The following is a 13,018-nucleotide window of genomic DNA, read 5'->3' as shown; positions in this document are numbered from 1 at the left end:
AGATGTAAAAAACAGCAGAGCCGCTCTTAAATGGAGCGGCTCTGCTGTTTATCTTGAGAATTCTGTTATGCCTTCGCAGGAATTTGCTTCAAGGTATCCAGCAGGAAATCCCAGTACTTCTGCACGGAGCTGATCTGCACTTTTTCGTCGGGTGAGTGGGCACCGCGGATATTCGGGCCGAAAGAGATCATCTCCATCTCCGGATAGTTAGCGCCGATAATACCACATTCCAAACCGGCATGGCAGGCATTCACGTGGGCTTCGCCGTTATACTTCTCTTTGTAAAGATCGCTCATCAACTGCACGATACCGGCACCCGGACGAGGCATCCAACCCGGATACATGCCGCTCAGGCTTACCGAAGCACCAGCCAATTCCAGCGCACTCTGTATAGCTGCCGCCAGATCCATTTTCTCGCTGTCTACCGAGCTGCGGGTGAGGCACTGCACCGTTAGCTTACCGTCCTGCACCAGCACACGGGCCATGTTGTTGGAGGTCTGCACCAGATGCTCGATATCCGGACTCATACGGTACACCCCGTTGTGACAAGCATAAAGCGCACGCAACAACTTGGCCTGATAATCGGCTGGCAATACCTGTGCAGGAGCTTCAACTTGCTCAATAGTCAACGCTAGATTCGGATCGGACGTGGCATGTTCGGTTTTGAGGGTAGTCGTCAGCTCTTCTACAAACTTTTCAAATGCACCAGCCTCACCTGTAGGTATAGCCACCACAGCCACCGACTCACGCGGTATGGCATTGCGCAGTCCGCCGCCGTCGATGGAGCCGATGCGCAGTCCAAGTTTTTCAGCGGCTTGGTAGAGCAAACGGTTCATTAGTTTGTTGGCGTTGCCGCGACCTAGGTAAATGTCCATACCGGAGTGTCCGCCGGTCAGGCCTTTGATGCTTACTTTGTAGCCTTTTAGGTCACCGCTTATACCTTCCGGCTGGTAAGTGCCGCTGGCGTTTATGTCCACACCGCCGGCGCAACCGATGGTCAGCTCGGTATCGTCTTCGGTGTCGAGGTTGAGCATGATGTCGGCTTCCAGCATACCGCCTTTCAGGCCAAGGGCTCCGGTCATACCTGTTTCTTCGTCCACTGTAAACAGCGCTTCAATAGCCGGATGTTCGATGTCATTGGATGCCAGCAGCGTCATAATAGAAGCCACACCAAGGCCATTGTCGGCACCCAGTGTCGTGCCCCGGGCTTTCACCCAGTCACCGTCCACATACATGTCGATGCCCTGCGTGTCAAAGTCAAAATCGGTGTCGGCGTTTTTCTGGTGCACCATATCCACGTGGCTCTGGATCAATACCGTCTTGCGGTCTTCCATACCTGCGGTTGCAGGTTTCTTGATGATGACGTTGCCGATCTCGTCCTGAATAGTTTCGAGGCCGAGTTTCTGCCCGAACTCTTTCATGAATGCGATGACACGTTCTTCTTTTTTAGAGGGACGCGGAACGGCGTTCAGGTCGGCAAAATTATTCCAAAGGGCTTTCGGTTCGAGTGCTCTTACTTCAGTGCTCATGTATGGGGTTTTATTTTGATTGCGGTTTTTTAATTACAGCTGTTGTCGACAGGTATAAAATTGGGTTGCGCTAAGGTACTAAGATTATGGTGAAAGCCCCAGCAAGAGGAGAGCGCAACAGCCGATTAATTTGCTAGGTAGAACCATCGTCAAAAAAATATTTTATTTTTTTCAATTTGCCTGCGTCTTTCCACTCACCTCCCCGTCATCCTGATGAATTTGAAACTAAAACATTAAAACAATTCATCATATGGAACCGATTTATCAATTCGCAACACCAGCGTCTATCAAAAATCAGAAAGCCGAACAGAGCAGCCAAACGCCAAATAATCAGCAGGACGCTGCGCAGCAAAACTGCAATACTGCCTGTGAGCAGCAAAACAAACAGGCACCTGCCCTACTCACATTGGTTTTAGCTCTGCTCTGCAGCATGGCCCTGCAAACAGCAGCATTCGCCCAGACTGCCATGGTCTTGAGCGGCAACAACAAACCCGCTAAAGAAAACAAGTCTGACGTCGCCATCCGCTCTTTGGATGACATCACTTTCCCGGAGGCGGACTTTAAACGTGGCGCCTACCTAAAGCTGCGCACGGTATATGTGGATGTGCCGGTAAGCAAGTTTAAACTGAAGCCTTTCCCGGCCAACAGCTCCGCCGAAACTCGCTCCGAACTCGACTTTTTGCTGCACCTGCAAAAGACGCGCAATGCTGAAGCGATCAACCGCGCCGAGACCATGGCAGCTGTTTACTTCGATCCGCTGACCACCAACCCGGCTGAGCCTGACTATACCCGCAACATCAACAGCCTGTTCTACATCGGCCGCGATCTGGGCCCTTGGTTCAACGCGGAGCAGCTGCCCGTAACATCAAAAGTGCTGCAGAATGTGATACAGGATGCCACTTATTACATCTTCTCACTCAAAAATGACTTCAACCGTCCGAGACCATACCAGCTGGATGCCCGTCTGGAGAACCTTGAAGCCCCGGGTCACGCCTCCTACCCTAGCGGACACTCTTCCGCTTCTCACGTGCATGCTTATATCCTGAGCCACATTTTCCCAGAATACAAAGATCACTTCATGGGGGTAGCCAGCGACATGGCCTTCTCCAGAGAAACACGCGGCGTGCATTACCCAAGCGACTCAGAGGCTGGTAAGGAGTTTGCCCGACAGTTTGTGGACGAGCTAATGAAGAGCCGTAAATTCCGTGCTGACTTGGAGGCCATGAAAGCTGAAATCGCACAGGTGAGAACCGCTAAACAGCTCACAAAAAAGTAAAAAAGATCAGGAGGCTTGACAGGCAAATAATTCCGGCTTGGGTTAGCAAGAGAGAACAAAACCTGTCGTACTATTGCAGCCTGAAATTTTGAGAATAATGGAATCTTGGTTAGGATACGCACTCGTTGCCATGCTCACAGGGGGCGTGGCAATGGTGTTTGCGAAGATGGGAATGAATAACAATGCCAACGAACACTTGGCCTTGGTTATACGCACAGGGGTACTGTTTATGATGGTACTGGGGCATGCGCTGTACGCCGGCGGCCTGAAGACTGCCCGGCTCATCGACAACAAAACACTGACTTGGTTTATACTGGCGGGAGTTTGCACGGCGGTTTACTGGATACTCTACTTCAAAGCTATCAAGACGGCCGATGTGTCGGTGGTGGCGACGATAGACCGGGCAGGTATACTGGTAACGGTGGGGCTCTCTTACTTTCTGCTGAACGAGCCGCTTACTCCGCGCCTGTTGCTGGGTATGGGCGTAATCTTGTGCGGCACCCTGATTCTGATCTGGAAATAAGCGATGATACAGCTTGTAACAATGAAACCGGAGCATGCATGTGATGTGCTCCGCATCTACGGCGAGGGCCTCGAGACAGGCTTTTCGACTTTCAACACGGAAGTGCCCACTTGGGAGGAATGGGACCGCAATCACCTGCCGCATACCCGACTAGTGGCGATAGAGGATGGTGAAGTTCTGGGCTGGGTGGCGCTACTGCCCGTTTCCTCCAGAGCCTGCTACCGGGGAGTGGCCGAGTTCAGCATTTACATCGCCACCAGACACCGGGGCAGAGGTATAGCCGACCGGTTGATGCGTGCCATGATAGAAGAAAGTGAAGCCAATGGCATCTGGACACTGCAATCCTCCACCTTCGCTGACAATACCACCAGCCTGCGCATGCAGGAGCGGCACGGCTTTTGGCAGATCGGCTACCGCGATCGCATTGCCCAGCTGCACGGGGTATGGCGCAACACGATCCTGCTCGAGCGACGAAGTGATAAGTTCTAAAACAGCGAGGCCTTGCATGTAGTTGCAAGGCCTCGCTGTTTCTATACCTTTTGGTATCGATTTAACTTCTTGTTTACTATATCGTCCGCATGGTGAGTGCTTTGTAGTCCCACACGGTAATGTCGTGGCCGTACTGCGTTTGGTCAATATAGGGGCCGCGGCAGATTTTCTCTTTGGGCGTCTCCACATCGTACTGCTCTTTAGCCCGCAGCAGCAGCTCGTCCATCAGCCAGCGAGGTATAATGTCGCGATCTGATGGGTATACAAAATGGAAGCTCATGAATTGGGCCAGCATTAGTTGCCAGTGTTGCTCGGTATAGGACCATAACCGGTTCCAGTCAAGCTTTTCCCCGCAGCGCAGAATGATATGGTTGATATCGGAGCCGTCATAGCGTTCCCGGTTCTGCACATATAGCTTACACCAGATTAACTCTTCAGGTGGCATGAACCTCACTTTTACACCGTAAAGCTCTCCTTCGGTGGCATATTCAAACCAACGATCATCCACGGGGCACATGCTGGCGGGGTTATTGAAGATCAGGTCCATCAAGTGATCTTCTTTTTTGGCTTTGGCCAGCCAGCGGGCATCAGTCATCTCGGTATAGTAGCCGCTTTCAGAAAAAGTCTTGAGTATGCGGGGACATTCACCCACTTTGCAAAAAATATCCAAGTCTTTGGTGGCCCTGTTGATGCCCGTGTACATATCAAGGGCAAGTCCGCCACCCACCAGAAACTTCGCTTCGCTCTTGATCAGCAGGCTCAGCGCTTCTTTGTAAAAGTCTTCTGCATCTAGCTTTTTAGGCCGAGTCTGCCCATTTTTAGCTACTGCCCGCGTAGTTTTTACCGGAACTTGGTCTGTTTTTATTTTTGTATTATTCAGTTGCTTGCTCATGTGTCAAATTCAGGCTCTATAATCTTTGAAATGTTCAGCAGGAGACAGCATGGCCTGAAGACTGCCCTTACCAGATACAGTCTAAATTGTACTACTCCTAAATCTAAAACTGAGGTAAGTGGTTTACTGCAGAAGCTCCAAATTGGTTGTAGCTCTTGCCAAATAAACAAACAGATCAAGAATAGTATGGTTCTCCCCTTGTTAGACGGCCCCCTGAATTGAACTATAACATGAGTTCTTTAGTAAAAATCCAGCGCAGAGCTAAACGTGTTTCCGGCCTTCACATAGAACGGAAAATTGGCGAATGCTACGTTCCCCTGTCCGTCATACACATAGGCGTACAGTCGGTAAGGCCCATCCCTTTTCGGAGCTTTCAACGAAACCTGCGTACCGTCGGACGTGCCGAGAACTCCATTGATCACATCCGGTTTTTCCTCCTTAATCGCGTTACCATCCTCGCTCACCGTTTCTGGCAGCACCTCCCATCTTACTTGTAGGGTATCCCCATCCGGATCGGTAGCATATACTTTGGCGATACAGTCCTCACCGGGCTGTAAGTAAACTTGATCGGTAGGAAAGATGTCCTTAATGGTCAGGTAGGCGATGTGAGGCGCTTTGTTAAAATCCTGTTGTCCGGTCCATATTTCGCGCATGGTATGCACCAGCGCAGTCTCTTCTCCCGTCTCCGTCATCAGGCTAAACCACGTGGGCGTGGTTTCATATTTGTAACCCCACATAAACACATAGGCGCCGAGGCAGCGGTCCTTGTCGACCAGCACAGTGCGCTCGTATTTGGTGCGGGCAAACTCCGCTTTCTCCGAACTGGTCTGCTCGATGGGCGCGTACCACCAAGTCGTATAGGCTTCCCAATAGCCTCTGCCGCCAAACTCGGCTATCACGTATGGTCCGTCCCAGTCAGTTTCCCGTAGTTCATCTGCCAGATTGTGCATGGCCCCGAAGGCGTTGATGGAAAGGATGTCGATGGCCGGACAGCGCCGCTTGATCAGGTTCACCACTTTCTCCGGCACATTCATAACGGTGGTCGTGGTCGGGTGGTCGGGGTCCAGTTCATGAATCATCTCCGCAACGCCATTCACGGCATCCCATACCTTCACGTTGGAACCCTCGGCGTAAAGTTCGTTACCTACCACCCACATCAGCAGGGCCGGATGATCCTTGTATTTAAGCACTTCCTGCCGCAGACGCTCTTTCTGTGCGGCCACGTCATCTTTGTCATAGTAGTTAAAGCCTTCGCGCTCACGCTCCATCCAAAGGCCCAGCATAACGGTAAGCCCATTGGCATGCGCCTCATCCAGTATGCGCTGGGCATCGTCGGTGTGCCACACCCGAATGGAGTTGCCCCCATAGGCGGCCACCTTGTCGAAATGCTCGTAGCCAGCCGCTCCTTTTATGAAATATGGTTTTCCGTCTTTGTACAAGGTATAAGCATCCCCATCTTTCACAACTTCCACTTTGCGACCCATTTTTTCATAGCGCTGATCATCAGATGCCTTAAAAGAACAGGCCCCAGCCAACAGGATAAGCAGCGGTAAAATTGAACTTTTCAGGATAACAACAGATGAAAAATGGCTGGACATAAAGGTAGGTTTTGACAAGTGAAGGTCAGGTATAGTAGCGTAAATCAATATAACTTTTGAGGCTAATACGAGTATAAACTTCAGATGTTATTGCACCCAACACTTTAATCCCCACAGCACATGCTGTGTTGGGAGGCCTCTTTTCACCCATATATAAATAAGAGTTAGCTTACTGATGTATACTTCTACTCGGCATCAAACAGACCAGCGTTCCTCTATACCCGGCATTGTCCCCAAGCCAAAAGATGTCTTGACAATTCGGATTATGATCGTGATGGGCCTGATCACGATGGTGCTTTTCTTGTACTGGTTTTTGGATAAGGACCACGTGGGCTACATGCCGCTCTACATACTGCTCACCACCGCACTCGGCTTCAAACTGCTGCGCACCCTCCACGAATGGTATCACTATTTTGACGTAAGCACACCCGTAAAGCCTAAGCTGCGCACCCAATTCAAAGTGGACGTGCTCACCACCTTCTGTGCCGGTGAACCCTACGACATGATCATCAACACGTTGGAGGCCATCCAGCGCATCCGCTATCCGCACACCACCTACCTCTGCGACGAGGCCGACGACCCGTATTTAAAGCAGCAGTGCAAACGGCTCGGGGTAATCCATGTTACCAGAACCAAAAAGATCAATGCCAAGGCGGGCAATATAAACAACGCCCTGCAGCAGGCCACAGGAGACATCTGTCTCATCCTTGACCCCGACCATGTACCGGTACCGGAGTTTCTGGATGAGGTGCTGCCTTATTTTGAGGATCCGGAGATAGGCTATGTGCAGTGCGTGCAGGCCTATTATAACCAGAAAGAGAGCCTCGTGGCCTACGGTGCCGCCGAGCAGACCTACAGCTTTTATGGCCCCATGATGATGGGCATGAACTCCCACGGCACCGTGCAGGCCATAGGCGCCAACTGTACCTTCCGCCGCAGCGCCCTCGACAGCATAGGCGGCCATGCGGCCGGTCTGTCGGAGGATATGCACACGGCCATGCAACTGCACGCCAAGGGTTGGAAGTCGGTGTACGTTCCCAAGATATTGAACCGCGGACTGGTGCCCGGCACCCTCGCCGCCTATTACAAACAGCAGGTGAAATGGAGCCGCGGCACCTTTGAGCTCTTGTTTACGACATATCCGAAGTTGTTCAGCAAGTTCACGTGGCGGCAGCGCATCCACTACCTCACCCTGCCCATGTACTACCTGTTCGGGCTGTTCAACCTATTTGATTTTCTCATTCCTTCCGTGTCGCTTATCATGGCGGAGTTTCCGTGGTATGTGTCCTTAGGGGAGTTTTTGATCATGTTCACCCCGTTTTTCCTCATTTCCATTGCAATTAGGCAGTATGCGCAGCGCTGGCTGCACGAAAAAAATGAGAAGGGCTTTCATATGTTTGGGGGTATCCTCCGAACAGGTACGTGGTGGATTTTCATGCTGGGCCTGATCTATTCGATCTTCCGGGTAAAAGTGCCTTATATACCGACCCCGAAAGACGATAAACCGAAGAATAACTGGCTGCTCAGCCTGCCCAACATTCTGATGGTGCTAGGCATGCTGGGTGCCATCGCCTATTCCCAGCGTCTGTACGGCCACGTGTATGACAACCCGTATGTGCAGATGATGGTGATGTTCTCTTTGGTGAATGTATTCATACTGGGAAGTGTGGTAGTGATCGGACAAGAGAAATTCATACAGTGGGTGCGCCACAATGTACTGCACGCCCGCCTGCTACAGCCCGTGCTGCAGCCCTTGCGATTGGCCATTTGGCGCACGCGCCACAGCTTTTACGATGGCATCCGCTACGTGGCCATTGTCATCACCATGCTCTCGGTGGCGGTGTCGGCGGGTTTTCTGTTCTTCGGCTACAAGCCGTATAACACATCTGACAGACAGGACCGTCCACTTGTTCAGAAACCGGCTAAAAAGTCTACGGCAAATCTGCAGGCCATAAGCCCCGCTCCTACCACATTTGTTATCGATTAGTCGAGCAAGCAACACTAATCTGTGATTTGCATCAACGGATACCAGCCTCTCCCGTTTATAGTAATAGTGTATTGATGTGAAACATTAAACCATTAAAACTATGAACAGACACTCATCAGACAGCGATTATGGCCGACGCGAAGAAGGATTGTTCCATACCCGTCGCTCGGAGCGCTACCGCCACCCTGAGCGCGACAGCGGCCACCGCTTCGACGACTACGGATCATCTGCCAGAGGAGGCTACGGTAACGAAAGCCAACAAGGCACTTGGGGAAATCAGGGTAATGAAATGGGCGGATCGCACCGTTATTCTGACATCAACGTGACGCCTTACGACCGCTTTGAGCAGTCCCGCAACTACGGCAATATGGGTAGCTACGGCGGTGCGCAGGGCTTCGGAGACACACGTGGTGGCCGTCACGATTCCGACCACCCTTACGACAGCGGTATGGGCTCACAGCGCAGGTATAGTGACGAAAGTCGAGACTACAGACGCCACAACAGGTATGGCTCCGATCGCGAAGACCTGTATGGCCGTGAGGTATCGCGCCGCTTTGAGGGCCAGCCCGGCCAGGACAGTTACGACTTTGAGCGTGACGATTACTACAGCTCCAATTATGGCGACGACCAAGGCAACTACATGGGCAGCAGCTATCGCCGCGACACTCCGAGCAGGTATGGCGAAGGCGACTACGGTTCCAGCGGTTTTATGCAGTCCAGAAGCCAGTCAGGCGACCAAGGCAGCAGGAACCGCGACCAGCATGAACATCGACCAAGAGAGTTCAACACAGCCCGAAACCGTTGGAACACCGACTGGTAGGCAGGTATAAAAGATAAGAAACAGGAAAGGCGCAGCTTATGGCTGCGCCTTTCCTGTTTTGGGGCTGTCTCTGTCCGGCAGACAGAGTTTTCGGATCTCCTGCTTGGAGCCGTAGAAGATGTTGCAGTCCACAGGCCCTTTGATGCCGTCGATCGCACCCTTGTCGGTGTGCTGCCAGAAAGAGAGTTGGGCCCGCTCGGTGCGCTGCATTTTGAGTTCTTTCACGTTATAGTGCGCGATCCAGAGTGGGTACTCATCAAAGTAGCCCTCTAAATAGTCTTTGTAAAAGCTATATCCAGTATAAATGATGGGTTTGACGCCGTAGGCCCGCTCAACAAGCACAAGCCACTCTTTTAAATCGCCGCGCAGGTGGTTGAGCGGCTGTCGGCCCCGCACCTCTATGTCGAGTACCGGAGGCAGATCACCCGGCTGCAGTACCACCGTTTCAATGAAGTTGCGGGCCTGCTCGCCGGGAGCCACGTTGGGGCGGTAAAAATGGTAGGCGCCACGGATGATGCCCACCTGCTGCGTCTCCTCCCAGTTGCGCTCGAACTGGCTGTCTTTCAGCTTCACGCCCTCCGTCGCTTTGATGAAGGCAAAAGACACATCGTTGTCGCGCACCTTCTCCCAGTTTATTTTGCGCTGATACTTCGACACGTCTATCCCCAGAATGGTGTTACCGAGCGGACTGTGCCCCTCCGGCCAGACGGGTTGTTTCTTTTCCGTGAAGAACTCCACGTAAAGCACCAGCATACCAATAGCCGCCAACACGCCTAGCCCGATCCAGAACGGCAGTTTGGACTGCTTCTTTTTGGGCTTCTTGCGTTTAGGCGCGGGGCGGGGCACCTTGGGGGCTTGCGCCGCCTTGGGTGTCCGGATGGCTTTAATCGGGTGAGGTGATTTAACTGTACTCATACCTGTTGGGGGATGGGCAAAGATATGCCTTTCAGGCTAATTGCTGACGTCAGGGTTCTCAAAAAATTACAGAATTACTGCGCTATACCTGACAAATGTTCCAGCTGCTTTCCATCCATGGTTACATAGCTACCCATTGCGTCGGCGGTAAGGCAGGAATGTATCGGTAGTATACCCATCAGGTCGCCTATATTATACCTGTCGAAGAGCTCTTTGCTGGCTCGCACTGTGCCATGCTCCTGTGAGAGCGCTACCACTTCTATACCTTCCAAGGGTTCCGACCAGCCATTTTCGGTCAAATCGACCACAAGACCAAAAATCAGCGAGTCGTCTGCCCCCACTAGGCTATCTTTGGAGAAATGCACGCTGCCCCCGTGCACGATGATCTCGTTGCGCTCCGGATGCTTCGCGATCACTGGGCAGGCCATGCACACCGCGATCTGCTCGAAACTGCAGGAACCGATGTGCTGCTGCGTGAGGTCGTAAAACACATAGTTGCCCGGTCGGATTTCGTCCACACCGCTGATATCGTTCAGAATGCTGCACGATGGGGTATCGCCAATAGAAACCTGCAAATCCGGGAAGCGCGCCTTATACCTGTCACACACCAGATTCAGCAGAAAGACCGTGGTGTGGTGGATGGTGCGAATAGCCTCGGCATCGGTCTGCTTGTAGGTATGGCCGTCGTGGGCGAGCACGCCCGTAAATTGCAGTTTATCGCTATGCTCCAGAAGCGCCACAATCGCATCCAGTTCTTCGTGGCTGTGCGGCAAAATGCCCGTGCGGCGATAGCCTGTGTCGATTTTGAGCCAGAGGTTGACCGGGTGGGTTAGTCGCTCCGCCAGCGCCTGCACCGTTTCGATGTTGACTGCTACCAAATGCAACGTGACCTTGGCCGCCAGTTCGTTTACCAGCGCCATGTCACGGATGTTCACAGGTATGGCCACCATGATATCGGTCCAGCTATGAGCCGCAAAGTAGCGGGCCATTTTGAGCGATGACACAGTAATAGCTGTCGTGCCTGCTTCCCGAAACCATTCCCCCACCTGCGCCGACTGATGCGTTTTAAAATGCGGGCGCAGCCGGATGTTATTGCGTGCTGCCTTTTCGGCCATCATGGCGATGTTTTGGCGGCATTTTTTCTCATCCAGCAAAAGAGTGGTTTGTGTGATATGGTCAAGCATATAATTCAGTTTTGAAGGGTACACCAAGTGTCTAGGTTAACAGGAGAAGATGGGCTTTTTATCGCCTGAAATTCGTTTTTCATGACAAATATCACCCCTTTGCCCTGCCTTAAAGTTCAGAAAAAGCGCTCTGACTGACAAATGTCATTTCTTGGGCGGCTTGGGTGCCCGACCTTTGTAAACGTAATGAAGCAGATGTTTGCTTCGGTGTACAATTTAGAAATTGCTTATGAAAACTGCTGTCACGCCTGCTACTCCTGCTGAATTACTGGCCAAGTACGATGTACCGTCGCCACGCTATACCAGCTACCCCACTGTGCCGTTCTGGGACGAAAAGCCCCTGACCGAAGCCCGCTGGAAGTCGCATGTGCAGCAGGCTTTTCGAGCCACGAATAAAAAAGAAGGCATCAGTCTATACCTGCACCTACCCTTTTGCGAGGCCTTGTGCACCTATTGCGGCTGTAATAAGCGCATTACCAAAAACCACGCGGTAGAGTCGCCCTACCTAGAGGCCCTGCTACAGGAATGGGAGCAGTATTTAGAGCTGTTTGACGAAAAGCCACGCATCACCGAGCTACACTTGGGCGGCGGCACCCCGACTTTTTTCAGCGCAGCCAACCTGAAGAATTTGCTGGAGCGTCTGCTCGAGAAAACCGAAACCACTCCGAACGCGGCTTTCAGCATCGAGGTGCACCCCAACGCGACGAATCACGAGCAGCTGCAGGTGCTTTACGACCTAGGCTTCCGTAGGCTGAGCGTCGGTATACAGGACTTCGACCCGTACGTGCAGCTGATTATCAACCGCATCCAGACATTTGAGAAGACGAAAGAGATTTTTGATATAGCCCGTGAAATCGGTTATACCTCCATCAACGGCGACATCATTTACGGGCTGCCGCACCAGACTGCAAACAGCGTGCGCCATACCATCGAGAAAGTGAAAGAACTGCGCCCCGAGCGCATCGCTTTCTACAGCTACGCCCACGTGCCTTGGAAGAGCAAAGGCCAGCGTCGCTACTCAGAGGCAGACCTTCCCGCACCTGAAGTGAAGCGTGGTCTATATGAACTGGGCAGAGCCATGCTGGAAGAGGCCGGCTACATCGAAACTGGTATGGACCATTTCGCCCTACCGGAAGACGAGCTGTGCATCGCGGCGGCAAACGGTACCTTGCATCGTAACTTCATGGGCTATACCCCACGCCATACTCAGTTGCTGATCGGCTTGGGTTGCTCCAGCATCTCTGACACGGGCACGGCCTTTATGCAGAACATTAAAGAAGTGGAGGCCTACGAAGCTGCAGTATTGGAGGGGCACCTGCCTATCCTGAAAGGCCACGAACTGACCGGAGAGGATATGCTGCTGCGCACCCACATCCAGAACCTGATGTGCCGCGACTATACCAGCTGGGAGCCTGAGGAACTGCCTTATTTTGTGGATGCCCTCATGCGCCTGCAACCGCTGGCAGACGATGGACTGGTAGAGTACAGCAACCAAGACATACAGGTGCTGCCGGCCGGTAAGCCTTTTGTGCGCAACATTGCCATGTGTCTGGATGCCCGCCTGTGGGCCGGCAAGATGACGGTGCCGATTTTTAGTAAGTCAGTATAAGGTGAGTTAAATAGGTCTGTTTTTTTTGATTGATTAAGCAGACCCAGCAGCAAAGTCCGAAGAGCTTATGTTCTTCGGACTTTGTTTTTAGCGTGTTCCCAAAACGGTTTTTAATCCTGTCGATCCTTCTTAATACTGTAAATCCTTCAGGAAAGGGCGCTGTGTGGAGATTCTGACATGTACTACTATTTATTAA

At 52.1% G+C, this 13,018-nt stretch carries 11 protein-coding genes; 6 read left to right on the top strand and 5 right to left on the bottom strand.

What is annotated here, in order from left to right:
- Nucleotides 1-65: 65 nt before the first annotated feature.
- Nucleotides 66-1,529, bottom strand: a complete 1,464-nt coding sequence (locus Q1A04_RS15405) for an aminoacyl-histidine dipeptidase (RefSeq protein ID WP_299707792.1) — start codon at nt 1,527-1,529, stop codon at nt 66-68.
- Between the two features lie 250 nt (nt 1,530-1,779).
- On the opposite strand from Q1A04_RS15405, the gene Q1A04_RS15400 reads away from it, so the two are divergent.
- From Q1A04_RS15400 to Q1A04_RS15390, 3 genes are all read left to right on the top strand, one after another.
- On the top strand, nt 1,780-2,805 hold the full coding sequence (locus Q1A04_RS15400; RefSeq protein ID WP_299707791.1) for a phosphatase PAP2 family protein: 1,026 nt from the start codon (nt 1,780-1,782) through the stop codon (nt 2,803-2,805).
- Nucleotides 2,806-2,902: 97 nt separating this feature from the next.
- Nucleotides 2,903-3,328, top strand: a complete 426-nt coding sequence (locus Q1A04_RS15395; protein ID WP_299707790.1) for an EamA family transporter — start codon at nt 2,903-2,905, stop codon at nt 3,326-3,328.
- A 3-nt stretch (nt 3,329-3,331) separates the two neighbouring features.
- Nucleotides 3,332-3,817 (top strand): GNAT family N-acetyltransferase, encoded by a 486-nt coding sequence (locus tag Q1A04_RS15390; protein ID WP_299707788.1) that lies wholly within the window; start codon nt 3,332-3,334, stop codon nt 3,815-3,817.
- A gap of 76 nt (nt 3,818-3,893) precedes the next feature.
- Here Q1A04_RS15390 and Q1A04_RS15385 read toward each other — a convergent pair whose 3' ends face one another.
- On the bottom strand, nt 3,894-4,709 hold the full coding sequence (locus Q1A04_RS15385; protein WP_299707786.1) for a nucleotidyltransferase: 816 nt from the start codon (nt 4,707-4,709) through the stop codon (nt 3,894-3,896).
- A 239-nt stretch (nt 4,710-4,948) separates the two neighbouring features.
- Nucleotides 4,949-6,307, bottom strand: a complete 1,359-nt coding sequence (locus Q1A04_RS15380; RefSeq protein WP_299707784.1) for a glycoside hydrolase family 2 TIM barrel-domain containing protein — start codon at nt 6,305-6,307, stop codon at nt 4,949-4,951.
- A 175-nt stretch (nt 6,308-6,482) separates the two neighbouring features.
- Between Q1A04_RS15380 and Q1A04_RS15375 the strand changes: the two genes are divergently transcribed.
- Together Q1A04_RS15375 and Q1A04_RS15370 are read left to right on the top strand one after the other, a co-directional pair.
- A complete protein-coding gene (locus tag Q1A04_RS15375) occupies nt 6,483-8,294 on the top strand; it encodes a glycosyltransferase family 2 protein (RefSeq protein WP_299707782.1) in 1,812 nt (603 codons plus the stop codon).
- Nucleotides 8,295-8,394: 100 nt separating this feature from the next.
- Nucleotides 8,395-9,114, top strand: coding sequence for a hypothetical protein (locus Q1A04_RS15370; RefSeq protein WP_299707780.1), 720 nt, complete (start codon nt 8,395-8,397; stop codon nt 9,112-9,114).
- A gap of 36 nt (nt 9,115-9,150) precedes the next feature.
- Here Q1A04_RS15370 and Q1A04_RS15365 read toward each other — a convergent pair whose 3' ends face one another.
- Both Q1A04_RS15365 and Q1A04_RS15360 read right to left on the bottom strand, forming a co-directional pair.
- Nucleotides 9,151-10,029: a glycoside hydrolase family 25 protein gene (locus Q1A04_RS15365; protein ID WP_299707778.1), complete on the bottom strand. Its 879-nt coding sequence runs from the start codon at nt 10,027-10,029 to the stop codon at nt 9,151-9,153.
- 74 nt (nt 10,030-10,103) lie between these two features.
- Nucleotides 10,104-11,213: an alanine racemase gene (locus Q1A04_RS15360; RefSeq protein WP_299707776.1), complete on the bottom strand. Its 1,110-nt coding sequence runs from the start codon at nt 11,211-11,213 to the stop codon at nt 10,104-10,106.
- Nucleotides 11,214-11,442: 229 nt separating this feature from the next.
- Here Q1A04_RS15360 and hemN point away from each other — a divergent pair, with 229 nt between their 5' ends.
- Nucleotides 11,443-12,822, top strand: coding sequence for an oxygen-independent coproporphyrinogen III oxidase (hemN, locus tag Q1A04_RS15355; RefSeq protein ID WP_299707774.1), 1,380 nt, complete (start codon nt 11,443-11,445; stop codon nt 12,820-12,822).
- The last annotated feature ends 196 nt before the right edge of the window (nt 12,823-13,018 follow it).

The organism is uncultured Pontibacter sp. (assembly GCF_947499215.1).
GTDB lineage: Bacteria > Bacteroidota > Bacteroidia > Cytophagales > Hymenobacteraceae > Pontibacter.
Note: the sequence above shows the minus strand (reverse complement) of the source record. Positions and strands in the feature narration are given on the sequence as shown.

Coding starts and splice junctions, on each gene's coding strand:
- Q1A04_RS15405 (WP_299707792.1), bottom strand. CDS start 1,529: ATGAGCACTGAAGTAAGAGCACTCGAACCGAAAGCCCTTTGGAATAAT.
- Q1A04_RS15400 (WP_299707791.1), top strand. CDS start 1,780: ATGGAACCGATTTATCAATTCGCAACACCAGCGTCTATCAAAAATCAG.
- Q1A04_RS15395 (WP_299707790.1), top strand. CDS start 2,903: ATGGAATCTTGGTTAGGATACGCACTCGTTGCCATGCTCACAGGGGGC.
- Q1A04_RS15390 (WP_299707788.1), top strand. CDS start 3,332: ATGATACAGCTTGTAACAATGAAACCGGAGCATGCATGTGATGTGCTC.
- Q1A04_RS15385 (WP_299707786.1), bottom strand. CDS start 4,709: ATGAGCAAGCAACTGAATAATACAAAAATAAAAACAGACCAAGTTCCG.
- Q1A04_RS15380 (WP_299707784.1), bottom strand. CDS start 6,307: ATGTCCAGCCATTTTTCATCTGTTGTTATCCTGAAAAGTTCAATTTTA.
- Q1A04_RS15375 (WP_299707782.1), top strand. CDS start 6,483: ATGTATACTTCTACTCGGCATCAAACAGACCAGCGTTCCTCTATACCC.
- Q1A04_RS15370 (WP_299707780.1), top strand. CDS start 8,395: ATGAACAGACACTCATCAGACAGCGATTATGGCCGACGCGAAGAAGGA.
- Q1A04_RS15365 (WP_299707778.1), bottom strand. CDS start 10,029: ATGAGTACAGTTAAATCACCTCACCCGATTAAAGCCATCCGGACACCC.
- Q1A04_RS15360 (WP_299707776.1), bottom strand. CDS start 11,213: ATGCTTGACCATATCACACAAACCACTCTTTTGCTGGATGAGAAAAAA.
- hemN (WP_299707774.1), top strand. CDS start 11,443: ATGAAAACTGCTGTCACGCCTGCTACTCCTGCTGAATTACTGGCCAAG.